17 protein-coding genes and 3 pseudogenes are annotated in these 22213 nt (G+C 70.2%); 4 read left to right on the forward strand and 16 right to left on the reverse strand.

What is annotated here, in order from left to right:
• Positions 1-11: 11 nt before the first annotated feature.
• The 4 genes from metH to FVA80_RS11075 all read right to left on the reverse strand — a co-directional run bounded on the left by metH (position 12) and on the right by FVA80_RS11075 (position 6265).
• Positions 12-3764: a methionine synthase gene (gene metH / locus FVA80_RS11060; protein ID WP_147906974.1), complete on the reverse strand. Its 3753-nt coding sequence runs from the start codon at positions 3762-3764 to the stop codon at positions 12-14.
• A gap of 175 nt (positions 3765-3939) precedes the next feature.
• Positions 3940-4191, reverse strand: a complete 252-nt coding sequence (locus FVA80_RS11065) for a hypothetical protein (RefSeq protein WP_147906973.1) — start codon at positions 4189-4191, stop codon at positions 3940-3942.
• A gap of 40 nt (positions 4192-4231) precedes the next feature.
• Entirely contained in the window at positions 4232-5164 is a 933-nt protein-coding gene (metF, locus tag FVA80_RS11070; RefSeq protein WP_147906972.1) for a methylenetetrahydrofolate reductase [NAD(P)H], read from the reverse strand.
• Between the two features lie 75 nt (positions 5165-5239).
• Positions 5240-6265, reverse strand: coding sequence for a metalloregulator ArsR/SmtB family transcription factor (locus FVA80_RS11075; RefSeq protein WP_147906971.1), 1026 nt, complete (start codon positions 6263-6265; stop codon positions 5240-5242).
• 123 nt (positions 6266-6388) lie between these two features.
• Here FVA80_RS11075 and FVA80_RS11080 point away from each other — a divergent pair, with 123 nt between their 5' ends.
• Positions 6389-6970, forward strand: coding sequence for a histidine phosphatase family protein (locus tag FVA80_RS11080; RefSeq protein ID WP_147906970.1), 582 nt, complete (start codon positions 6389-6391; stop codon positions 6968-6970).
• Positions 6971-6978: 8 nt separating this feature from the next.
• Here FVA80_RS11080 and FVA80_RS11085 read toward each other — a convergent pair whose 3' ends face one another.
• The 4 genes and pseudogenes from FVA80_RS11085 to FVA80_RS11100 form a co-directional block, all read right to left on the reverse strand.
• Positions 6979-7875: a bestrophin family protein gene (locus FVA80_RS11085; RefSeq protein WP_147907046.1), complete on the reverse strand. Its 897-nt coding sequence runs from the start codon at positions 7873-7875 to the stop codon at positions 6979-6981.
• 240 nt (positions 7876-8115) lie between these two features.
• The gene (locus tag FVA80_RS11090; protein WP_147906969.1) at positions 8116-9051 is read right to left on the reverse strand and encodes an ROK family protein; all 936 of its coding nucleotides are present in this window, start codon (positions 9049-9051) and stop codon (positions 8116-8118) included.
• Positions 9051-10433, reverse strand: a complete 1383-nt coding sequence (locus FVA80_RS11095; RefSeq protein WP_147906968.1) for a dicarboxylate/amino acid:cation symporter — start codon at positions 10431-10433, stop codon at positions 9051-9053. The genes FVA80_RS11090 and FVA80_RS11095 overlap by 1 nt, the downstream gene beginning before the upstream one ends.
• Positions 10434-11403: 970 nt before the next feature.
• Positions 11404-12666, reverse strand: a pseudogene (locus FVA80_RS11100) (RsmB/NOP family class I SAM-dependent RNA methyltransferase).
• Between the two features lie 156 nt (positions 12667-12822).
• Between FVA80_RS11100 and FVA80_RS11105 the strand changes: the two are divergent.
• Complete coding sequence (locus FVA80_RS11105; protein ID WP_147957830.1) at positions 12823-13047, forward strand: DUF1674 domain-containing protein; 225 nt, start codon at positions 12823-12825, stop codon at positions 13045-13047.
• A gap of 142 nt (positions 13048-13189) precedes the next feature.
• Here FVA80_RS11105 and FVA80_RS31905 read toward each other — a convergent pair.
• Positions 13190-13240 (reverse strand): annotated as a pseudogene (locus FVA80_RS31905) (hypothetical protein); the annotation flags it as partial.
• A gap of 95 nt (positions 13241-13335) precedes the next feature.
• Positions 13336-14172 (reverse strand): annotated as a pseudogene (locus FVA80_RS11110) (2-keto-3-deoxygluconate permease); the annotation flags it as partial.
• 114 nt (positions 14173-14286) lie between these two features.
• On the opposite strand from FVA80_RS11110, the gene FVA80_RS11115 reads away from it, so the two are divergent.
• Positions 14287-14595: a cupin domain-containing protein gene (locus FVA80_RS11115; protein ID WP_147856879.1), complete on the forward strand. Its 309-nt coding sequence runs from the start codon at positions 14287-14289 to the stop codon at positions 14593-14595.
• A 10-nt stretch (positions 14596-14605) separates the two neighbouring features.
• On the opposite strand, the gene FVA80_RS11120 is transcribed toward FVA80_RS11115, so the two are convergent.
• Positions 14606-15115, reverse strand: a complete 510-nt coding sequence (locus FVA80_RS11120) for a L,D-transpeptidase (protein ID WP_147907943.1) — start codon at positions 15113-15115, stop codon at positions 14606-14608.
• A gap of 150 nt (positions 15116-15265) precedes the next feature.
• On the reverse strand, positions 15266-15904 hold the full coding sequence (gene bluB / locus FVA80_RS11125; RefSeq protein WP_187193647.1) for a 5,6-dimethylbenzimidazole synthase: 639 nt from the start codon (positions 15902-15904) through the stop codon (positions 15266-15268).
• Between the two features lie 433 nt (positions 15905-16337).
• Between bluB and FVA80_RS11130 the strand changes: the two genes are divergently transcribed.
• Entirely contained in the window at positions 16338-16712 is a 375-nt protein-coding gene (locus FVA80_RS11130) for a DUF2794 domain-containing protein (protein WP_147857607.1), read from the forward strand.
• Positions 16713-16728: 16 nt separating this feature from the next.
• Here the strand turns inward: FVA80_RS11130 and FVA80_RS11135 are convergent, their stop codons facing one another.
• The 4 genes from FVA80_RS11135 to FVA80_RS11150 form a co-directional block, all read right to left on the reverse strand.
• Positions 16729-17625, reverse strand: a complete 897-nt coding sequence (locus FVA80_RS11135; protein WP_147907944.1) for a dihydrodipicolinate synthase family protein — start codon at positions 17623-17625, stop codon at positions 16729-16731.
• A gap of 97 nt (positions 17626-17722) precedes the next feature.
• Positions 17723-18493: a Bax inhibitor-1/YccA family protein gene (locus FVA80_RS11140; RefSeq protein WP_147907945.1), complete on the reverse strand. Its 771-nt coding sequence runs from the start codon at positions 18491-18493 to the stop codon at positions 17723-17725.
• Between the two features lie 381 nt (positions 18494-18874).
• Positions 18875-21454, reverse strand: a complete 2580-nt coding sequence (locus FVA80_RS11145) for an FtsX-like permease family protein (protein ID WP_147907946.1) — start codon at positions 21452-21454, stop codon at positions 18875-18877.
• The gene (locus FVA80_RS11150; RefSeq protein ID WP_147907994.1) at positions 21454-22137 is read right to left on the reverse strand and encodes an ABC transporter ATP-binding protein; all 684 of its coding nucleotides are present in this window, start codon (positions 22135-22137) and stop codon (positions 21454-21456) included. The genes FVA80_RS11145 and FVA80_RS11150 overlap by 1 nt, the downstream gene beginning before the upstream one ends.
• Positions 22138-22213: the final 76 nt, after the last annotated feature.

Raw genomic sequence — 22213 nt, forward strand, 5'->3', positions numbered from 1 at the left:
TGGCTGCCCCCCTACTCCGCGGCCTCCGCCAGATACCGCGTCGGGTCGTAGTTCAGGATCGGCCCGAGCCAGCGCTCGACCTCACGGATGTCCATGCCCTTGCGCAGGGCGTAGTCCTCGACCTGATCGCGCTCGACCTTGGCGACGCCGAAGTAATGCGCCTGCGGGTGCGCCAGGTAGAGTCCCGAGACCGAGGAGCCCGGCCACATGGCGTAGGACTCGGTCAGCTTCACCCCGATCCGTCGCTCGGCCTTCAGGAGATCGAACAACTGCGTCTTCTCGGTGTGATCGGGCTGGGACGGGTAGCCCGGGGCCGGGCGAATGCCGGCATAGGGCTCGCTCGTCAGTTCCGCTGGCGTGTAGCTCTCGTCCGCCGCGTAGCCCCAGAACTCCCGACGGACGCGCTCGTGCATGCGCTCGGCGAAGGCCTCGGCGATCCGGTCGGCCAGCGCCTTCACCAGGATCGCCCGGTAATCGTCGTTGGCCCGCTCGAACCGCTCGGCGATCCGCACCTCCTCCAGGCCGGCCGTCACCACGAAGCCGCCGACGTAATCGGCGATGCCGGTCTCCGCGGGGGCGACGAAGTCCGACAGGCAGGTGTTGGGCCGGCCGTCACGCTTCGAGAGCTGCTGGCGTAGACCGTGGAAGGTCGCCAGCCGATCGCTGCGGCGCTCGCCGGTGTAGAGCACGATGTCGTCGCCGACGCTGTTGGCCGGCCAGAAGCCGATCACGCCCTTCGGGTTGAACCAGCGCTCCGCCACGATCTGCTTGAGCATCTCCTGCGCATCCTCGTAGAGGGCGCGTGCCGCGGGACCCTGGTCCGGGTCGTCGAGGATCGCCGGGAAGCGGCCCTTGAACTCGTAGGTCTGCAGGAACGGCGTCCAGTCGATATAGGGGACGAGGTCGGCGACCTCGTAAGACCCGAACACCCGGGCATCCGTGAAGGCCGGCTTCTTCGGCGCGTAGCCCGACCAATCGACCTTGAACGCGTTGGCCCGGGCCTTGGCCAGGGGCAGGCGCTGCTTGTCGAGCTCCGAGCGGGCATGGGCGGCCGAGACCTTGGCGTACTCGGCACGCACCTTCTCGATCGTCGTGTCGCGGGTCTCCTTCGACAGCAGGCTCGACACCACGCCGACCGCGCGGCTCGCATCGGTGACGTAGACCGCCTGACCCTTGGCGTAGGCCGGGTGGATCTTCACCGCGGTGTGGACGCGGCTCGTGGTGGCGCCGCCGATCAGCAACGGCACGGAAAAACCCTCGCGCTCCATCTCGCCCGCGACATGGACCATCTCGTCGAGCGACGGCGTGATCAGGCCGGACAGGCCGACGATGTCGACGTTCTCCTTGCGGGCCACGTCGAGGATCTTGGCGGCCGGGACCATCACGCCGAGATCGATGATCTCGTAGTTGTTGCAGGCCAGCACGACGCCGACGATGTTCTTGCCGATGTCGTGGACATCGCCCTTCACGGTGGCCATCAGCACCTTGCCGGCGGCCTGGCGCTTGCCGTCGCCACCATTGGCGCGCTTCTCCTCCTCCATGTAAGGCTCGAGATAGGCGACCGCCTGCTTCATCACCCGGGCGGACTTCACCACCTGGGGCAGGAACATCTTGCCGGCGCCGAACAGGTCGCCGACCACGTTCATGCCGGCCATCAGCGGGCCCTCGATGACGTGGAGCGGGCGCTCGACGCCCTGCCGCGCCTCCTCGGTGTCGGCGACGATGTACTCGGTGATGCCGTTGACCAGCGCGTGCTCGATGCGCTTGGCCACAGCGGCTTCGCGCCAGGTCAGGTCGGCCGTCTTGGCCTGGGCGGAGGCACCGGTCTTGAAGCGCTCGGCCGATTCCAGCAGGCGCTCGGTGGAATCGTCCCGGCGGTTGAGGACCACGTCCTCGCACAGCTCGCGCAGCTCCGCCGGAATCTCGTCGTAGACGGCCAGCTGGCCGGCGTTGACGATACCCATGTCCATCCCGACCTGGATGCAGTGGTACAGGAACACTGCGTGCATCGCCTCGCGCACCGGCTCGTTGCCGCGGAACGCGAAGCTCAGGTTCGAGACGCCGCCTGAGATGTGGGCGTGCGGCAGGGTCTCGCGGATCGTCCGGGTCGCCTCGATGAAGGCGACCCCGTAGCCGTTATGCTCCTCGATGCCGGTGGCCACCGCGAAGATGTTCGGATCGAAGATGATGTCTTCCGGCGGGTAGCCGACCTGCTCGGTCAGGATCCGGTAGGCCTTGGTGCAGATCTCGACCTTGCGCTCGTAGGTGTCCGCCTGGCCCTGCTCGTCGAAGGCCATCACCACCACGGCAGCCCCGTAGGAGCGGCAGATCTTGGCGGCCTCGATGAACTTCTCCTCGCCCTCCTTCATGGAGATCGAGTTCACGATCGCCTTGCCCTGGATGCATTTCAGGCCGGCCTCGATCACGTCGAACTTCGAGGAATCGACCATGACCGGGACCCGGGCGATATCGGGCTCGGCAGCGACGAGGTTGAGGAACTCGACCATCGCCTTCTGCGAGTCGAGCAGGCCTTCGTCCATGTTGACGTCGATCACCTGGGCGCCCGCCGCGACCTGATCGCGGGCGACATCGAGGGCGGCGGCGTAGTCGCCGTTGGTGATGAGCTTCCTGAACTTCGCCGACCCGGTGACGTTGGTGCGCTCACCGACGTTCACGAACGGGATTTCCTTGGTGAGCACGAAGGGCTCCAGGCCCGAGAGCCGCATCAGGCGCGGGATCTCGGGGGTCTGCCGGGGCGTCTTGCCGGCGACCGCCTCGCTGATCGCCCGGATATGATCCGGCGTGGTGCCGCAGCACCCTCCGACCATGTTGACCAGGCCGGCTTGCGCGAACTCTCCGACCAGCGCCCCCATGGCCTCCGGACTCTCGTCGTAGAGACCGAACTCGTTGGGCAGGCCGGCGTTCGGGTAGGCGCAGACCAGGGTGTCGCAGATCCGCGACAGCTCGGCGATGTGGCCGCGCATTTCGCGGGCGCCCAACGCGCAGTTCAGGCCGAAGGTCAGCGGATCGGAGTGGCGGAGCGCATTCCAGAATGCCGCCGGAGTCTGGCCCGACAGCGTCCGGCCCGACAGGTCGGTGATCGTGCCGGAGATCTGGATCGGCAGGCGGATCCCGGTCTCCTCGAACACGGCCCAGGCCGCGGCCACTGCTGCCTTGGCGTTGAGCGTGTCGAAGATCGTCTCGATCAGGATCAGCTCGGCGCCGCCGGCGATCAGGCCGCGGACCTGCTCCATGTAGGCGGTCTTGACCTGATCGAAGGTCACTGCGCGGTAGCCGGGATTGTTCACGTCCGGCGAGATCGACAGCGTACGGTTCGTCGGGCCGATGGCGCCGGCGACGAAGCGGCGGCGACCATCCTGTTTCTCAGCGAGCTGCGCCGCCTCGCGGGCGAGCCGCGCGCCCTCCCGGTTCAGGTCGTGGATGATCGATTCGAGGCCGTAATCGCCTTGCGCGATGGTGGTGCCGGAGAACGTGTTGGTCTCACAGACGTCGGCGCCGGCCAGGAAGTAATCCAGATGGATCTGCCGGATCGCGTCCGGCTGCGTCAGGATCAGGAGGTCGTTGTTGCCCTTCTGGTCGTTCGGATGATCCTTGAACCGGTCGCCGCGGAAATCCGCCTCGGTCAGACCGAGCCGCTGAATGACGGTGCCCATCGCCCCGTCGAGGACGAGGATCTTCTCCGACGCGCGCTGGCGCAGCGCGGTTGCGATCTCGGTGCCGTCGACGGGCGGAAAGTCAGTCATGGTCGGTCCCAACAGATCACCTCAACCTGAGGTGCCGGAGCGAAACGGAGGCCTCGAAGGAGGCCTCCAGATGTCTTAGCGTTCCCTGGAACCCTCCCGCGAGGCCGCGTCGCGGCACCTCAGGACGAGGCGGAGGGTGTGATCTTGTCTTGAACCGGTCCGGCGTTCGACCGGATCAGTGCGCCTTCCCCAGGGCGGCGGGCCGCGTCTCGGTCGCGTCGACACGTTCTTCGACCTCGGCCGCCGCGTAGCGCCCGAGGAGCGATTCGCCGTCGACGGCGTCCTGAAGATTGCCGGACCGACGCTCGATTTGGTCGAGTCGACGGTTGACCACGGTGAACGCGCGCGCGGCATTCCGCCTGCGGTCTCGTATATCGGTCCGTATCCCCCGGCGAATCGGAAGAACGCTATCCTGCGGTTCGGCCATGGTCCTAACCCCCTGCCGCCCGAACCGGGCGCAGCTGAATTTAAGCCGCCGCCTTCTCCGCCGCCTTCTCCGCCGCCAGCTTCGGCGCCTGCGCGCGCAGGCCGAGCAGGTGGCAGATCGCGTAGACGAGGTCGGAGCGGTTCATCGAGTAGAAGTGGAAGTCCTGGACGCCCTCGTCCACCAGGTCGAGCACCTGCTCGGCCGCCACGGCGGCGGCGACGAGCCGGCGGGTCTCCACGTCGTTGTCCAGCCCCTCGAACCGGGCTGCCAGCCAGTAGGGCACCGAGGCACCGGTGCGCCGGGCGAAGTTCGCCGACTGCTTGAAGTTCTGCACCGTCAGGATGCCCGGGATGATCGGGATCGTGATCCCGGCGGCCCGGACCTTCTCGAGATAGCGCAGATAGACTTCGTTCTCGAAAAAGAACTGCGTGATCGCCTGGTCGGCGCCGGCATCGACCTTGGCCTTCAGGGCGTCGATGTCGGCATCGAGGGTGGCGGCCTCCGGGTGCTTCTCGGGATAAGCCGAGACCGAGACTTTGAAGTCGCCGATGCGCTTGATTCCCGCCACCAACTCCGCGGTCGTGGCGTAGCCTTCAGGATGCGGCCGGTAGGCGTGGCCGACGCCGTCGGCCGGATCGCCGCGCAGGGCCACGATGTGGCGGACGCCGACATCCCAATAGGACTGCACAACCGCGTCGATCTCCTCGCGGCTGGCATCCACGCAGGTCAGGTGCGCAGCCGGCTTGAGGGTCGTCTCGCGGATCATCCGGGCGACCGTGTTGTGTGTGCGCTCCCGGGTCGAGCCGCCCGCCCCGTAGGTCACGGAGACGAATTTTGGCTGAAGCGGTGCCAGACGCTCGATCGACGACCACAGGACCTTCTCCATCTCGTCGGTCTTGGGCGGGAAGAATTCGATCGAGACGCGGATCGGGTGGTAGCCGTCTCGGCTGGCGCGGTGGGTGGGGCGGCGCATCGGATCTCGTCCTCTATGTCGGTCGGTTCAGACGATAAGGGTGACAGGTTGTGTAAGGGCCGCCGGACTTCGGGGTCAGGCGACCGCTCGCTGGAGCGGTTCGGCGGCGCGGTCGAGGCCGGCCTGCCGGTGACTGGCTTCCTGCGCGAGCCACAGCGTGACGGTCAGCTGGCCGACCTCCCGGGGCACCAGATCGCGGGTTGCGACCGTGGCGAGCCCGGCCTCGGCCAGCCAGCCGGAGACTTGGTCCGCGGAGAAGCCGAGCCGGCGATGGGCCTGGCTCGTCCGCAGGAATTCGAGATCGTGCGGCGCGAAATCCACCACCAGGAGCCGTCCGCCCGGTGCCACGAGACGCACGGCGCCCCGCAGGGCACGGGCCGGATCGTCGAGATAGTGGAGCACCTGATGCACCACCACCAGATCGAAGCTCGCCCGGGCGAAGGGCGGCGCATGGATATCGCCCTGGCGCAAGTCCACGCGCGACAAACCCCGCCGCTCCAGGTTGGCCCGGGCGACCGACAGCATGGCGTGGCTCGAATCGAGGCCGGTGGCCCGGGCGGCCCGCGGGGCGAGCAGGCCGAGCATCTTGCCGGTGCCGGTGCCAAGATCGATCAGGCTGCCGAGGGGGCGCTCGCCCAGCGCATCGAGGACCGCCGCCTCGACCGTCGCCTCGGGAACGTGCAGGGAGCGCAGCTCATCCCATTTGGGCGCCAGTCGGGCAAAGAAAGTCTGGGCCGTCTCGGCCCTCTGGGTGCGGACCGCGTCGAGCCGGGCCCGATCCTCCGAGAGCGGTGGCGTATTCCGGTCCAACCCGGACAGGAGGGGGTCGGCCAGGCCGGCACGGGCCTCGGACAGGCGGAAGAAAGCCCAGGCTCCTTCCCGATGCCGCTCGACGAGACCGGCTTCCACCAAGAGCTTGAGGTGGCGTGAGATGCGCGGCTGCGACTGGCCCAGGATGTCGGTGAGGTCGGAGACCGACAATTCGCCGTCGGTGAGCAGCGCCAGGATGCGCAGGCGCGTCTCCTCGGCCGCCGCGCGCAGGACGCCCAGGGCTTCTGGAAAAGGGATCGATCCCGCCGTTCGACTCTCAGCGCTAGACATAAAGATATGTTTATGTCCGTTTCATCGGAGGCGCAAGGGTGATGTTGCGGTGCCAGCGTATTGCCTGGTTTTTGGGTGCCGGATGCGTGCAGGTGCGTTGCGTGCAGGCACCCGGAGGCGCGCATGTCCCAGACCAAGCTCCCACAGATCACTCTGGTCCGCCACGGTGAGACCGCCTGGAGCTTGTCCGGGCAGCATACCGGGCGCAGCGACATCCCGTTGACGCCGGTGGGCGAGGCGGCGGCCCGTACCCTCGCGCCGCGCCTGGCGGCCGGAGCCTATGCGGCGGTCTGGTCGAGCCCGTCGAGTCGTGCGGCGACCACCTGCGCGCTCGCGGGGTTCGGCGCGGCCCGCACGATCGACCCGGACCTCGCCGAGTGGGATTATGGCGCCTACGAGGGCCGGACCACGAAGGAGATCCTGGCCGAGCGCCCGGGCTGGCGGCTTTTTCGCGACGGCTGCCCCGGCGGCGAAACGGCCGCCGATGTCGGCGCCCGGGCCGACCGGGTCATCGCCCGGATCCGCGCCCTGGATGCGGACCTGATCCTCTTTTCCAGTGCCCATTGTCTGCGCGTGCTCGCCGCCCGCTGGATCGGCCTGCCGCCGGAGGGCGGCGCGCTGCTGGTGCTCGGTACCGCCAGCGTCAGCGTGCTGGGATACGAGCACGACCGCAGCGAACCGGTCCTGCGTGCCTGGAACGGCTGATCCCGGCGCTACCGCAGCCAATACCCGTCCGGTGCGAGCGGCGCCGGCATCGGTTCGCCCAGGGCGTGGTGGACGATGCGGTCGACGGCCCGGACCATCGCGTCGAGGGGCAGGTCGTTCGGCTCGGTGCCGAACGGCTCCTCCAATTCGTCGCCGAGGGCGTCGAGGCCGAAGAACGTGTAGCCGACGAGCGCCACCACGACCGGCGTCGCCCAGCCGAGCGAGCCCGCGAGGCCCACCGGCAGCAGCAGGCAGTAGAGCCAGGCCGTGCGGTAGACGAGCAGCGTGTAGGCGAAGGGCAGCGGCGTGTTGGCGATCCGCTCGCAGGCGGTGTGCACCCCGGACAGGGCCTCGATCCGGGTTTCCAGGAGGCCGAACTGGATGTCGGTGAGGCGCCCGGCCCGCATCAGCCCGGCGAGGTCGCGGGTCATGGCGGCCAGGACCGAATCGGTCGGGTTCGGGCCGCAGAGGTCCGAGCCCGGCGCCTTCCCGTCCACCGCGCGGGCCTCGTCGAGGCCGCGCAGGCGGGCGTGCAGGCCGTGCGCGAAGGCCGACAGGCGCCGCAGCTGGGGCGCCGCCTCGGCGGCCGGCAGCAGGGCCGGCATCAGGCGGGCGAGGTTGCGCACCTCGCCGATCAGGCTGCCCCAGGCCTTCCGAGCCTCCCACCAGCGCTCGTAGCAGGCGTTGTTGCGGAAACTCAGGAAGATCGACAGGGCGAGGCCGACCAGCGTGAACGGCGCGACCCCGGCGGTCACCGGGAAGAAAGCGGGCCAGCGCGCCTCCGCCCAGACCACGAGGCAGGAGACCGCGACGATCCCGACGAGTTTCTGGGCCACCCGCGGCAGGATCGAGCCCTGCATCGTGAACAGCAGGGTGAACAGGTTGGGCCGGGTGCGGACGATCATCGGGGCTTCGCGGTAGCGGGTGCGGCCCTCCTGCCCTGCCCTCCCGGCATGGGCAAGGGGCCCGCCGTACACGTCCCTGTGGTCTCCCCCCTGTGGTCTCCCGCCGCCTTGCCCCGGGCTGCGCCGCCCGGCCGGGCCTTGGAGGTAACTTTCAGGTTCGCCCGACGACCGCGATGTCCAAGGCTCCTCCGGCACCGGCGCATCGGCATCCCGGAGCGGCGGCCAGCTCTCGAGCCGGTGTTATCGGTCGGCTTCCCAGAGCCAGGCCGCCCCGCGCACCCCGGAGGCGTCGCCATGGAGGCTGGCGCGCACGGGGGTGTCGAAGGCGTCGGAGAAGACGTGCGGGGCGATCGCACCGGGCAGTCCGGCGATCAGCTCGGGGATGCGCGACAGGCCGCCGCCAATCACGATCACGTCCGGATCCAGCAGGTTGACCACCTGGGCCGCGGCGCGCCCGAGCCGGTCGAGATGCGTCGTCAGGGTTTTGCGCGCGTCCTCGTCGCCGTCGCGGGCGGCGGAGACGACAGCCTCGGCGGTGCGATGGCCGCCGTGCCGACGGGCATGGTCGGCGGCGAGTCCTGGCCCGGACAGCCAGGTCTCGACGCAGCCCCGGCGACCGCAATAGCAATCCGGTCCTGGCTGCTCGTCGGGGGTGGGCGCCGGCAGGGGGCCGTGGCCCCACTCGCCCGCGATGCCGTTGCGGCCGGTGAGCACGCGGCCGTCGATGGCGATGCCCGATCCGACCCCGGTGCCCAGGATCACCGCCCAGACCACCCGGGCGCCGGCCCCGGCGCCGTCGACCGCCTCAGAGACCGCGAGACAGTTGGCGTCGTTCTCGATCCGGACCGGACGGTCGAGCCGCTGCGCGAGGTCGATCCCGAACGGATGACCGTTGAGCCAGTGGGAGTTGGCGTTGCGCACGAGGCCCGTCGCCGGCGACAGGCTGCCGGGCATGCCGATGCCGACGCTGCAAGGAGCGCCGGACGCGGCGCCGGCTTCGGCTTCCAGTCGCTCCACCAGGGCGGCCAGGGCGTCGAGGGTACCCCGGTAATCGCCGCGCGGGGCCGGGACCCGGGCCTCGGCCAGGGTCGCGCCGCTGGAATCCAGCACGATTCCGGCGATCTTGGTGCCGCCGAGATCGATGCCGAGGCGAGCCCGCCCGCTGGGCGCCGGCATCACTCCGCCGCGGCGACCTTGGTGACCTTGGTGTCGGTCCCCATCGGCTGCGGCGCGTGGTCGGAGATGTCGGTGCCGATCGCGACCGGATGGGCCATCACCTCGTTGAGCTTGGCCATGTCGAGCTCGCCCTCCCAGCGGCTGACCACCACGCAGGCGACGCCGTTGCCCACGAGGTTGGTGAGCGCGCGGCACTCGGACATGAACTTGTCGATACCGAGCACCAGGGTCATGGCGGCGACCGGGACCGGGCTGTTCGGGATCGCCGAGAGCGTGGCCGCCAGGGTGATGAAGCCGGCGCCCGTGACGCCGGAGGCGCCCTTCGAGGTCAGCATCGCCACCAGGATGATCGTCGCGTATTGCGCGAAGGTCAGGTCCGCACCCACCGCCTGCGCCAGGAACAGCGTGGCGAGCGTCATGTAGATGTTGGTGCCGTCGAGGTTGAACGAGTAGCCGGTCGGGACCACGAGGCCGACCACCGAATCCGAGGCGCCGAGCCGGCGCATCTTGGTCATCAGCTGCGGCAGCACGGTCTCCGACGAGGACGTGCCGACCACGATCAGCAGCTCGTCCTTGATGTAGGCGAGGAAGCGGAAGATCGAGAAGCCCGCGACCTTGGCGATGCTGCCCAGTACCACGACCACGAACAGGATCGCGGTGACGTAGAAGGTGCCGACCAGCCAGGCGAGGTCGTAGACCTTCTGGATGCCGTACTCGCCGATGGTGAACGCCATCGCGCCGAAGGCGCCCACGGGGGCGAGCTTCACCACGATGCCGATGATCTTGAAGAAGATCTGCCCGGCGGTATCGATCGCGCTGTTCACCGCGGCCGCGCGCTCGCCGAGGCTGGTCACGACCACGCCGGTGAGGATCGAGATCAGAAGCACCTGCAGCAGGTCGCCGGTGGCGAAGGGATCCAGGAAGCTCTTGGGGATGATCGCCAGGATGTGGGCGACGGTGGAATCGGCGGCCGCCTTGTTGGCGTAGCTCGCGACCTTGCTGGCATCGAGCTTCGTCGGGTCGGCGTTGAAGCCGGCACCCGGCCGGATCACCTCGCCGACCAGCACGCCGATCAGCAGCGCCAGGGTGGAGACGACCTCGAAATAGACCAGCGCCTTCACGCCGACCCGGCCGACCTTCTTGAGATCGCCGACAGACGCGATGCCGTGTACGATGGTGCAGAAGATGATCGGCGCGATCATCATCTTGATCAGGCCGATGAAGGCGTCGCCGAGCCACTTCATCGCCTTGCCGGTGGCCGGGTCGTACCAGCCCAGCAGGACGCCGAGCACGATGGCGATCAGGACCTGGATATAGAGGACCTTGTACCAGGGCTCGCGGGGAGCGCCGGGCGCGGTCGTCGCGTGGGTTGCGTGTGCCATATCCATCCCGTGCACGGTTGCCGTGCATCCTCCCGATTTGGCGGCACGCTAGCGATAATCGTTCCCCGCCTCAACGGCGGCTCCGCCTTACTCCTCGAACGAAGTGTGACAAAAACCTATCGATCCCCGGCCGAAAGATCTCGGCGGCGGATATTCATCAGCCAACCTAGTCGATCCAGACCAGACGGATCGAATCAACGGTTCGCACGCGACCTCCCGACAGGCTTCATCGTCCCCGCGCGCCTGGTGCGCCGGGGGCATGGCCCAAGAAGTCTCCTCACGCTGGACGCGGGACGCCGCGGGAACCCAGGTGTCGGCCAAGTTACGCGCGGGATCCGATCCCCGCGGCGACCCGCGGCATCGGCCGGGCATGGTCCCCGGCCGGTGCCGTCTGTCTCGTCGCGATGTCTGTGCGACGCCCCGATCCCCGCGACTCCGTGTTAGCGGTCACTGCCCATGGCGCCCAAGCCGCAATCGCAGCCGAGACGCCCCCGGAACCCGCATCACCGCCGTGGCCTTCCACCCGACATCCGCCTCGTAGTGGGCGGGTCCGCAGGTTTCTGAGGGTCACGCCCAGATCCGGGTCGCCGCGGGGGCATTTCCGCACCCCGCCGGGCAGACTACCGCCCGATCTTCACGCCCGTATCCGAGACACGCCCGCATCGGCACGCCGCCCGGGGCGATGGCGGCTGAGAGCCACCGACGCGGGCATCGCCCCATCCCCGAGCCCGCCGGTCAGCCACCGGACGGACCCCCGAGGAGCGCCGTGGAGTCACCCCCACAGCGCCGAAGGACAGGTGACGGCTAATGAGCACAAAATAGGAACATTGTCAAGGGCGGCGTAGGGTGCCGATCGGCCTGCACCCGGTCGCGCGCGGTCCCTCGCCCAAGGATCCGCCGTTCTCGAGCGCGTGCTCTGCTCGGATGCGTCGCTGCGCCCGCGATGACGGAAAGGGCCGCGGGGCGCTCCTCACCCCACGCGTTCGAGCCGGCTCGCGAAAAAGCCGTCCAGGCCGCCGCGGGCGCCCGGGACCTCGGGCAGGTGGCACGGCAGGGTGCGCAGGTCCCCGTTGCCGTCGATCATCTCGGCGGCGCCGCCGATCTCCTCCGGCCGCACCGGCACGCGCGCAAAGCGGGTGTCCCGGGCCAGGAAGGCGGCGATCTGCGCTTCGCCCTCCTCGGGCTCCAGCGAACAGGTGCAGTAGACCAGCCGGCCGCCCGGGCGCACCAACTCGGCCGCGCTCTGGAGGAGCCTGACCTGGAGCAGCGACAGCCGGATGATGTCGGACTTCGACTTGGTCCAGGCCACGTCGGGGTGGCGCCGGATCGTGCCGGTGGCCGAGCACGGGGCGTCGAGCAGCACCGCGTCGTGGTCCTGGGCCTGGAAGGCCAGGGCGTCGGAGACCGCGATCTCGACGTCGAGGCCGAGGCGGGCGACGTTCTCGCGGAGGCGCTCCAGCCGCGGCGCCGAGCGGTCGACCGCCGTCACCCGCGCGCCGGTGGCAGCGAGCTGCATCGTCTTGCCGCCGGGGCGGCGCAGAGATCGACACCCGGCGCCCGCTGCGGGCGAGCAGCCGCGCCGGGATCGCGGCGGCGGCGTCCTGAACCCACCAGGCGCCCTCCTGAAGCCCGGCAGGTCGGGAATCGCCGGCCCGTTCTCCGGCAGCCGGAGGGAGCCGGTCGGCAGGCGCCGCACCGAAGCGGCTCGACCACGCGGCGCGTCGCCGCGTGGGTCAGGTCGATCGCCGCCCGGCGAGATGGGCCTGCGCGATGGCGGCCGCCCGCTCCGGTCCGTAGGCCGCAACCCAGCGGCTCGCCAGCCAGTCCGGCGTGTTGACGGCCAGCGCGTCGGCGGAGGCGGCCAGGATCGCGTCGCGCTCCCGCACGACCCGGCGCAGCACCGCGTTGACCAGGCCGGCCAGATGCGCGGTGCGGTTGTCCCCCTTGGCGAGTCGCACCGCGCAATCGACCGCGGCGTGGTCGGGGACCGCGAGGTCGAGGATCTGGGCCGTCGCGGTGGCGAGCAGCGCGGTGAGCCGCGGCTTGTCGACCGGCAGGCGCGCTCGAGCCGGGCGGCGAGGGCCGCCCGGATCAGGCCGTAGCGCCGGAAGGTCGCCACCGCGATCGCCCGGGCCAGGCCCGCATCGGCGGGGCTCAGGTTCTCCGTCCGGATCGCCTGAGCCAGGGTCTCCTCGAGGGCCGGGGGGCGCTCCTGGCCGATGATCTCGGCCACCGCATTCAGGGCGGCCCGCCGGGCGCCGAGCCCCGCGGTGTCGGGCGTACCCGTCGATGTCTCGACCGGAATGTTGCGGCCTGTGTCCCGCGATGCCACTTCTACTCCTGAACCCGATGATCCGCTGACACACGCCCTCACACCCGAGCGACCGCGATGCAAGACCCGAACGGACAGGATGCGACCGATGGCGCCGCCGCGGCCCCGCGCAAACTCAGCCCTGCGGCCGAGCGTGCCTCAGCCGAGGCGGCCGAGCGCCGGGCCGCGATCGACGCCCGCGCGGCTGCGATCCGCGCCGCGCCGGAGCATCTCGGCCGCGGTGGCCTGGAGCCGGTGCGCTACCAGGATTGGGAGGTGAAGGGTCTCGCGGTCGATTTCTGAGCCGCCCCCCCCTACTCCGGGCACGCCCCTCGAAGGGCGTCGGCGGCGGCTCGGCCCTGGCCTCCGCCGCGCCCGCCCCGAACCGGCGGTACCAGAGCCCGGTGAGGATCGGCACCAGGATCGACGTGACGATGATGCAGATCGTCACCAGCACCGTGGCGGTCTGCGCCGCCGGGGCGAATTGCGGCGCCACCGCCGCGATCGCCAGCTGGTTGGCGGCGGCACCCTGGCGGTGGACGAGGCCGCGAGCCCCGCCGTCCCGGTTCCGCCCCCGATGGCCTTGTCGGCCAGGATCAGCGGTATCCCGGTGAGCACGATGACGGCCAGCGCGAGCACGATCCCGAGTCCGGCGAGGGGCGAGAGCAGGTTGTTGAGATCCACCGTGTTGCCCAGCGCGAAGGCGAAGAACGGGATCATCAGCTGGCCGCCCGGGGCGAACAGGGCGCGCAGTTTCGGATCGAGGTTGCCGAGCAGGAATCCGACCAGGAACGGCAGCACCGCGCCGACGAAGATCTGCGGCTCGAAATGCGCCGCCCCGGAAGCGCCCAGGATGATCATGCTCATCAGCGGGCCGGACTCGATCGAGGTCAGGATGAACGCGCCCGCCTCCTCCCGGCTGCCGTAGGTCTGCATCAGGGAGGCGTAGAGCCCGCCATTGGTCATATCCATCGCGCAGACGATCGCGAGGATCGAGAGGCCCGCGAAGAAGCCGGTCTGGATGCCCTCGGGCGGGATGAACAGCGCAGCCACCAGCACGATCGCCCAGGCCGACAGCAGCTTGGTCAGCACGAGGGTGCCGGACTTGCGCAGGACGGTGCCGGTCGCCTTCAGGCTGACCGACGCGCCCATGCAGAAGAACCAGACCGCCAGGATCGGGATCACCCCGGTCATGATCCCCTGCGTGAAGCCCTTGAAATAGGCCGGCGCTCCCGGCGCGAACGTCTTGCACAGGGCGCCCAGCAGGAGCGGGACCAGCATGAGCCCGCCGGGAATCCTGTCGATCGCCGCCTTGATCTGCATGGCGCGTCCCTCCGGTCGATTCGGCGACGCGCCGGACCCGAACGGATTCGCGGCGTCGCACCGGCCCACGCCTCTGTCGGGCGCCTTGTCGGACCGGTACCGCATCCTGTTGTCGCCCCCGGGAGGCGTCAAGCGGCGACCCAGGCCGAGGCCGCGACACCGGGCGCGGAACGTCGCGGGCCGGGCGCCGTTGGGCTGGTTCACCGACAGGAGACGATGATGGCGACGAAGGTATCGGCCCACGGCGCGGCCGCGGGACCGCACGGCGAGATCACCCTGGCCCGCGGCGAGCGACTCGGCATGCGCATGTGGCGGGCCGAGGAGCCGAACGCCGACAAGCCGATGACGTCCTCGCCCCACGAGACCGTGGGCTACGTCATCAGCGGCCGGGCGGAGCTGGTGGTCGGCGGCGAGACGGTCGCGCTCGCGCCGGGGGATTCCTACTGTGTGCCGGCGGGCGCCGAGCACACCTACCGGATCCTCGAGACCTTCACGTCCGTCGAGGCGACGGCGCCGCCGGCGAAGTAAGGGAAATCCCTCACCGGGTCATGTAGACCTGCGCGCCGACATCGACCCGGGCGTAGAGATCGACCACATCCTGGTTGTACATCCGGATGCACCCATAAGACGCGTAGGTCCCGACTGAGTTCGGCCGGTTGGTGCCGTGGATCGCGTACTCTCCGCCGGCCAGCGTCATCGCGGCCGCCCCCATCGGGTTGCTGGGCGAGCCGCCCGCGATGACGTTCGGCAGCCGGGGGTTGTCGCGCTTGACCTCGGCCGGCGGCGACCAGGCCGGGGCGACGTACTTGCCGTCGATCGCGGCCGTGCCGAACCATTGCTTGCCGGGCTTGCCCACCGCCACGGGATAGCGGATCGCGGTGCCGTCGCCGTTCACCAGGTAGAGCTTGCGCTGGGACACGCTGATCACCACCGAGCCCGGCGCGACGCCGTTCTGGAACGGCACCACCTCCCGCGCCTGGGCCGCCCCGAAGCAACCCGCCAGCATCGCGCCGGCCAAACCGAATAAAGCCGTCACCCGACCCGACATCCTGGACTTCCTCGACAAGCGTGAGCGTATGCCGGCCAGTAATCCACGGCCGCGCTTGCCGTTCCCTTGAGCGCTATGGTTGACGCTCTGCTTCTCCCGGGAAGTCTTGGGGAGGGTAAAGAAGTAGCCTCAATCGTGAGGCCGGACGGCTCAGCGCTCAAACAACTGGGTGCCGCGGGGGTCTTCCGCCTGCCAGCCGTGGCGCTCCAGTTCCGGGTCGCGATGCTCCTCGACGGGATGGCCGACGCACAGGTAGGCGACCAGCCGCCAGGTCTCCGGCACCGCAAGGATCCCGGCGACGCGGGCGGGCTCCAGGATCGAGACCCAGCCGACCCCGAGGCCGCGCGCCCGCGCCGCCAGCCAGAAGCACTGAACCGCCCCGACCACCGAATAGGCCAGGGTCTCCGGCATGCTGGCGCGGCCGAGGCCGAGGCCGGTCTCGGTGGCGTCGTCGCAGAACACCGCGAGGTGTTCCGGCGCCTCGTTCAGGCCGGCGAGCTTGAGTGCCCGGTAGCGGGCGGCCCGTGCCGCGTCGTAGCCCTCCGCGGCTGCCGCGTTGCAGCGGGAGAAGTCGCTTGCCACGGCAGCGCGCCGGGTCGGATCGGACACGCGTACGAACCGCCAGGGCCGGCTGTTGCCCACCGACGGCGCCCGGTGCGCCGCGGCCAGGCAGGCGCGCAGGGCGTCCGGGTCCACGGCGTCCGGCCGGAACCGACGCACGTCGCGGCGCCACGCGAACAGCGTGTCGAGGGCCTGGATGAAGCTGACGTCGAAGGCGGGCGGACCCATGATGCGGCTCGCCTTACCTGCATCCGGCGTCAAACGGGAGAACGAAAACACCCCGGCCGCGCATCGGAGCCGGCAGCGGCCTCTCGGGACGACCCTCCTGCCGGGGCGCAGGACAGGCCACGAAAAAAGGCCGCCCAGAGGGGCGGCCTGAAGTCATTGGGTCTCGAAACCTCGGAGTGCCGAATTCTGGAATCCCGACCGGCGACCGAAGGCTGGGGAGCTGGGTTTCGGCCGCTGGTCCGGCAGGAGCCGGCGAGGTTCAGGCAGTGTTGTGCCAGTGCAACGCGGCCCGGGAAAGGCGGCATTCGGGCGGAACCGTGTTTTTTGTCGCTTGGATGTGTCGTGGGCGACACGGGGTCCCGGCGCGGCCACCCTTGCGGGTCGCGGGCGCGGGGGCCATCATTCGGCACAGCATGGGCACCACGGAGTGACGATGACGGAGCGGACGAGCGCGGAGTCGAGGCCCGAGGAAGCGGCGGGCCATGTCATTCCGTTCCCCGCCCGTGCGGAACCCCCGCAGATCGCCTTCAACCGGGACGAGCTGCGCACGATCTTCAACCTCTACGGCCGGCAGGTCGCGGCGGGCGAGTGGCGCGACTACGCCATGGATTTCCGCCGGGACAAGGCGGTATTCTCGATCTACCGCCGCGCCTCCGAGATGCCGCTCTACCGGATCGAGAAGGACCCGAAGCTCGCCCGCCGCCAGGGCGCCTACGCGGTGATCGCCGCCAGCGGACTGGTGATGAAGCGCGGGACCGAGCTGGCCCGGGTGCTCGCCGTGCTGGAGCCCCCTCCCCGGGCGGTGTGAGTGTTCCAGGATCGCCTCAGGCGAGGTTCAACCGCTCGACGGTGCTGACGATGTCCGCCTGAACCTCCGGCGGCAGCGGCAGGATCGGCCGCGGTGGTTCGGCGCGGCAGAGGCCGAGATGGTCGGCGAGGGCGTAGACCACCCGCAGGCTCGAATGCGCCTTGAACAGCGTCCAGAGCGGCGCGAGCGCTTCGTTCAACGCCCGGGCCTGCGCGGCGTCGCCGGCCTCGGCGGCGCGCACGATCGCCAGGCAGGTTTTGGGAAACAGGCCGCCGGCCACGCTGAACCAGGCCGTACCGCCCGCGAGCAGCGCCTCGGTCACGTTCCAGTCTCCGCTGAACCCGACCGGAAACTCCGCCGGGACCGCTTCCGTCAGACCGGAAACTCCCGCTTCGGCCGCCGCCGGCTCCGGCGCGGGGCATTTGGCCGCCACGACGCCCGGCAGGCGCGCGATCCGGCCGATCAGCGCCGGCGAGAACCGGAAATGCGTGGTCGCCGGGTTGTCGTAGATCACGAGCGGCAGGCCGCCCTCCCCCGCCACGGCCGTGAAATGCCGATACACCTCGTCGTCGGTGAGCGGCGTGTACGAGACGGGGGCAAGCAGGCCCACGTCGGCCCCCGCGGCCCGGGCCGCCCGAGCGTGCCGGATCGCGTCGTCGGTGCGCAGCGCCCCGATCCCCACCAGAAGCGGCACGCGGCCGGCCACCGCCTCGGCGGCGATCTCGACGACGCGGCGCCGCTCGTCCGGGGACAGGTAGGCGTAGGTCCCGGTGCTGCCGAGCAGGCCGATCGAATCGACCCGTGCATCGACGAGGCGTTCCAGCAGCCGGCACATGGCGGCGGCATCGACGCGGCCGTCCGCGTCGCTCGGGGTGATCGGGAAGGCGGAGAGGCCGGAGATCGGTTGGGGCATGCCGGCATGATAACCGCCCTCACCCGATCCGCGCAGGCCAAAAAAGAAACCCCGACGGTTTACCGCCGGGGCTTCCAGATCCGGGTTCTTGCAGGACTTAGCGGCGGTCGCCGACCAGGCTGAGCAGGAACTGGAACATGTTGATGAAGTCGAGATAGAGGGTCAGGGCGCCGTTCACCGACATCTTGGCCGCCATCTCACCGTCGAAGCTGCTGGAGAGATACATCTCCTTGAGCTTCTGGGTGTCGTAGGCGGTCAGGCCCGCGAAGATCAGCACGCCGAGCACCGAGATGGCGAACTGCAGCGCCGACGAGGCGAAGAAGATGTTCACCAGCGAAGCCAGGATGATGCCGATCAGGCCCATCATCAGGAACGAGCCCATGCCCGACAGGCTGCGCTTGGTCGTGTAGCCGTAGAGGCTCAGCGAACCGAACGCCGCCGCCGTGATGAAGAACACCCGCACCACGCTCGCCCCGGTGAAGACCAGGAGGAGCGAGGACATCGAGGCGCCCATCACCGCCGCGAAGGCCCAGAACATCGTCCGGGCCGACGAGGCCGACATCCGGTCCATCCGCATCGAGAAGACGAAGATGAACGCGAGCGGGGCCAGCATCAGAACCCACTTGAGCGGGCTCGTGTAGAGGGTCTGACCGAAGGAGGTCAGGATCGGGCGCGTACCCTGGTAGGACGCAACCGCGGCCATGTTCAGACCGAGGGCGACGAGGCCGGAGATGCCGAGCCCGACGACCATGTTGTTGTAGACGCCGAGCATGAAGGTGCGCAGGCCCTGATCGACATCGACCTGGGTGCCTGCGTACCCGGACGGCTGCTGGGCGCCGTACCGGAAGGGAGAGTTCTCGAATGCCATGGGAGTTTCCTTGCGGAGGCTCTCTCAGCGTGGTGTTTCGGGCGAGGCCCACGCAGGACCTCTGGCGCCAGGCTGGCACCTCGCACAGGAATATGTTGCGCGGCCGCCGCCCGCACAAGTCCCCAGCTACGGTTGCGGGGGCGCTTTTCCGGTGTCGGAGGATGTATTTTTGTCCATGAAGTCAGGGATTAAAACGGATTCCCGCGCTCACGGCCCCGGGTTCGACTGGCGGTTGCCCGGATCGCATCGGGTCGATGTCTCTCCGCCCAAGTCTTAACCATGCGCGGAGACCGGAAGCGGGGCCGCGAAGACCAGCGGTCAGAGCGCGCACCGCCGAAATGGGTACCGGTCCGGCGTCAGCGAGTGCGACTAATCAAGGCTCTAGATCTGCCGGAGATACGGCGCCGGCTTCTGGCCGAGGATGCGCCACGTGCCGGCCAGCCCGAGCAGGATCGCCAGCGCCACCGCGGCGGTCGCCGCCACAAGCGCGCCGGACAGGTCGAGGCGGAAGTCGAGGTGCATGACCTTCGCGACGATCACCCAGCCGGCGAGGCTGCCGGCGGCGAGGCCGAATACGGCCGTGGCGAGCCCCAGGGCGGCGTACTCGATGGCGTAGGCGCTGAGTAGCCGTGTCCGGCTGGCGCCCAGGACCTTCAGCACCACGGCGTCGTAGAGGCGGGCCCGGTGGCCGGCCGCAATGGCCCCGGCCAGCACGAACAGGCTCGCCAGCACCGCCACCGCGCTCGCCCCGCGGATCGCCAGGACCAGGCGGCCGACGAGGTCGCCGATCGCGTCGAGCGCGTCCTTCACACGCACGGCGCTCACCGACGGGAACGTCTTGGCGACGTCGCGCAGGATGCGGTTCTCGGCGCCGGCATCGGTACCGCCGGGCAGCGACAGGGTCGCGAGATCCGAGTGGGGGGCGCCCCGGAAGGTGCCGGGCGAGAACACCATGACGAAGTTGATGCCGAGGTTGCGCCACTCCACCCGGCGCAGGTTGAAGATCGTCGCGGTCAGGTCGCGCCCGAGCACGTTGACGGTGACGGTGTCGCCGACCTTCAGCCCGAGCTGGCGCGCGAGGTCCGCCTCGAACGAGACCAGCGGCTTGGCCCCCTGCTCGGCGCTCCACCACGCCCCCTCGGTGAGGGTCGAGCCTTCCGGCACCGTGTCGCCGTAGGTGATGCCCCGGTCGCCGTCGAGGACCCAGGCGGCGTCCTCCGGGGGGCGGATCTTGTTGGCCGGCACGCCGTTCAGGGCGACGATCCGGCCGCGCATCATCGGCACGTCCTCGATCTTGCCGTTGGGGGCCGAGCGCGCCAGGAACGCGCGGAATTCGGCGGCGTCGCGGGACGGGATATCGAGGAAGAACAGGTTCGGCGCACGCGCCGGCAGGGTCGCGCTGATCGTCCGGCGGACGTTGGCGTCGATCAGGCTGAGGGTGACCAGCAGGGTCACGCCGAGCCCGAGGGACAGCACGATGGCGGGGGTCAGCGCGCCCGGCCGGTGGAGGTTCGCCAGCGCCATCCGGGGCGCCGGCCAGCGCGGATGCGGCAGGCGGCGGGCGAGCGCCATCAGGCCGAGCGCCACCCCGTGCAGCAGCGCGAACGCGATAGCGGCGGCCGCGATGAAGATCAGGGCCACGCGCCGGTCGAACGCCGTGCCGACCGCCAGGCCGACCAGGGCGGCGAGGCTGAGGGCCAGCCAGATCCGGTAGCGCCAGCGCGGGCTGACCCGGGCAGGATCGACCGTGTCGCGGAACAAGCCCGAGACCGGCACGTCGTGGGCACGGCCGAGCGGCGTGATCGCGAACGCGAAGGCGGTCAGCAGCCCGTAGGCGGCGGCGAGCAGCAATTCCCCGGGCGCCAGCGTCGGGTTCAGGGGCAGCGGCAGGTCGGCGGAGAACAGCGCATCCAGGACGAACGGCAGGCTCGCACCGACCGCGAGGCCGATCGCCGTGCCGATGCCCGCGATCAGCATCACCTGGGTCAGGTAGAGGGCGACCACCTGCGAGCCCGGGGCGCCGACGCTCTTGAGCGTCGCGATCGAGGGCCGCTTGCGCTCCACGAAGGCGTGGACCGCGTTGCCGACGCCCACGCCCCCGACGATCAGCGCCGTCAGTCCCACCAGGGTCAGGAACTGGGTGAAGCGCTCGATGCTCTTGGCGAAGCGCGGGTCGGCGTTGCCGCGAGACCGGATCTCCCAGCCGGCCTCCGGAGTCGCGGTTCGGATCCGCACCTGCGCGGCGTCGAGGTCCGGGTCCCGGGCGGCGTCTTTCGGCAGGACGATCCGGTAGCTCCAGCGGTTGAGGCTGCCCGGCTGGACGAGGCCGGTGGCGCGCAGCGTCGGCTCCGAGATCATCAGCCGCGGGCCGAAGCCGATGCCGCCGGCGATCTTGTCGGGCTCGGAGGTAAGCGTGCTGCGGATCACGACCGGGTGCCCGGCGAGCGCGATCCGGTCGCCGACCTTGACGTCGAGGCGGGTGAGCAGGGCCGGGTCCGCGAGGGCGCCGGGCGTCCCGTCGCGTTCCGCCAGCAGGTCGGCGAGCCGGCCCGGCGGATCTGTGACGAGTTCGCCGGCCGCCGGGTAGGTCGCGGGATCGACGGCCTTCAGCTCCACCAGCGCGGCTTCGCCACCGGCCGCCACCGCCATGGCACGCAGGGACGCCACGGCGTCGACCGTGCCCTCGCGCGACAGGGCCTGCCGCTCCGCGTCGGTCGCCTCGCGGTTGATCAGGTTGTAGGCGAGGTCGCCCCCGAGGATCCGCCGCCCCTCCCGGCCGAGACCGTCGGAGAGCGAGCGCGAGATCGACGCCACGCCGGCGATCGCCGCGACGCCGAGCGCGATGCAGGCGAGGAACACCCCGAAGCCGGACAGGCCCGCGCGCAATTCGCGCACGGCCAGACGCAGGGTGAGCGGGATGCGCCGAGGCGCGGGCTCGGGATGCGAGATCGTGCCGTGCATCAGGCGCTCACCGCCTCCTCGACCCGGCCGGAGCGCAGGCGCACGGTGCGGTCGCACAGGCGGGCGAGGCCGTTGTCGTGGGTGACCAGCACCAGGGTGGCGCCCCGGTCGCGCTTCAGCCGGAACAGCAGGTCCACGATCTGCCGGCCGGTGGCCTCGTCGAGGTTGCCGGTGGGCTCGTCGGCCACCAGGATCGCCGGATCGGGGGCGACTGCCCGGGCGATGGCGACGCGCTGCTGCTCGCCCCCGGAGAGCTGGGCCGGATAATGGTGCAGCCGGTGCCCGAGGCCGACCGCCTCCAGCTCGGCGCGGGCCCGCTCCAGGGCGCCGGGCCGGTCGGCGAGCTCGAGCGGCAGCGCGACGTTCTCCAGCGCGGTCATGGTCGGAACGAGGTGGAAGGCCTGGAACACGATTCCGATCCGCCGGCCCCGGAACCGGGCGAGCGCGTCCTCGTCGAGGCGGGCGAGGTCGGTGTCCTCGATCACCACGCCGCCGGAATCGGGTCGCTCCAGCCCGGCCATGACCATCAGCAGCGTCGACTTGCCCGAGCCCGAGGGGCCGACCAGCCCGACCGCTTCGCCGCGATCGACGGTGAGCGAGATTCCGCGCAGGACGTGGACCCGGGCCGCACCGCGTCCCAAGCTGAGATCGATGTCGGACAACGCGATCGCCGGCTCGCGCAGCACCTTGCCGTTGCTCACCGGGCGGCCGATCTGTGGGCGATGACGAGCATGGCGCGCGAGGTCCTGACTTGGCTGC

This window comes from Methylobacterium sp. WL1 (assembly GCF_008000895.1).
In the GTDB taxonomy this organism is placed as follows: Bacteria; Pseudomonadota; Alphaproteobacteria; order Rhizobiales; family Beijerinckiaceae; genus Methylobacterium.

Coding starts and splice junctions, on each gene's coding strand:
- FVA80_RS11130 (WP_147857607.1), top strand. CDS start 16,338: ATGACGGAGCGGACGAGCGCGGAGTCGAGGCCCGAGGAAGCGGCGGGC.
- FVA80_RS11145 (WP_147907946.1), bottom strand. CDS start 21,454: ATGCACGGCACGATCTCGCATCCCGAGCCCGCGCCTCGGCGCATCCCG.
- FVA80_RS11075 (WP_147906971.1), bottom strand. CDS start 6,265: ATGTCTAGCGCTGAGAGTCGAACGGCGGGATCGATCCCTTTTCCAGAA.
- bluB (WP_187193647.1), bottom strand. CDS start 15,904: ATGGGTCCGCCCGCCTTCGACGTCAGCTTCATCCAGGCCCTCGACACG.
- FVA80_RS11090 (WP_147906969.1), bottom strand. CDS start 9,051: ATGCCGGCGCCCAGCGGGCGGGCTCGCCTCGGCATCGATCTCGGCGGC.
- FVA80_RS11135 (WP_147907944.1), bottom strand. CDS start 17,625: ATGCCCCAACCGATCTCCGGCCTCTCCGCCTTCCCGATCACCCCGAGC.
- FVA80_RS11105 (WP_147957830.1), top strand. CDS start 12,823: ATGCAAGACCCGAACGGACAGGATGCGACCGATGGCGCCGCCGCGGCC.
- metF (WP_147906972.1), bottom strand. CDS start 5,164: ATGCGCCGCCCCACCCACCGCGCCAGCCGAGACGGCTACCACCCGATC.
- metH (WP_147906974.1), bottom strand. CDS start 3,764: ATGACTGACTTTCCGCCCGTCGACGGCACCGAGATCGCAACCGCGCTG.
- FVA80_RS11120 (WP_147907943.1), bottom strand. CDS start 15,115: ATGTCGGGTCGGGTGACGGCTTTATTCGGTTTGGCCGGCGCGATGCTG.
- FVA80_RS11095 (WP_147906968.1), bottom strand. CDS start 10,433: ATGGCACACGCAACCCACGCGACGACCGCGCCCGGCGCTCCCCGCGAG.
- FVA80_RS11115 (WP_147856879.1), top strand. CDS start 14,287: ATGGCGACGAAGGTATCGGCCCACGGCGCGGCCGCGGGACCGCACGGC.
- FVA80_RS11140 (WP_147907945.1), bottom strand. CDS start 18,493: ATGGCATTCGAGAACTCTCCCTTCCGGTACGGCGCCCAGCAGCCGTCC.
- FVA80_RS11085 (WP_147907046.1), bottom strand. CDS start 7,875: ATGATCGTCCGCACCCGGCCCAACCTGTTCACCCTGCTGTTCACGATG.
- FVA80_RS11080 (WP_147906970.1), top strand. CDS start 6,389: ATGTCCCAGACCAAGCTCCCACAGATCACTCTGGTCCGCCACGGTGAG.
- FVA80_RS11065 (WP_147906973.1), bottom strand. CDS start 4,191: ATGGCCGAACCGCAGGATAGCGTTCTTCCGATTCGCCGGGGGATACGG.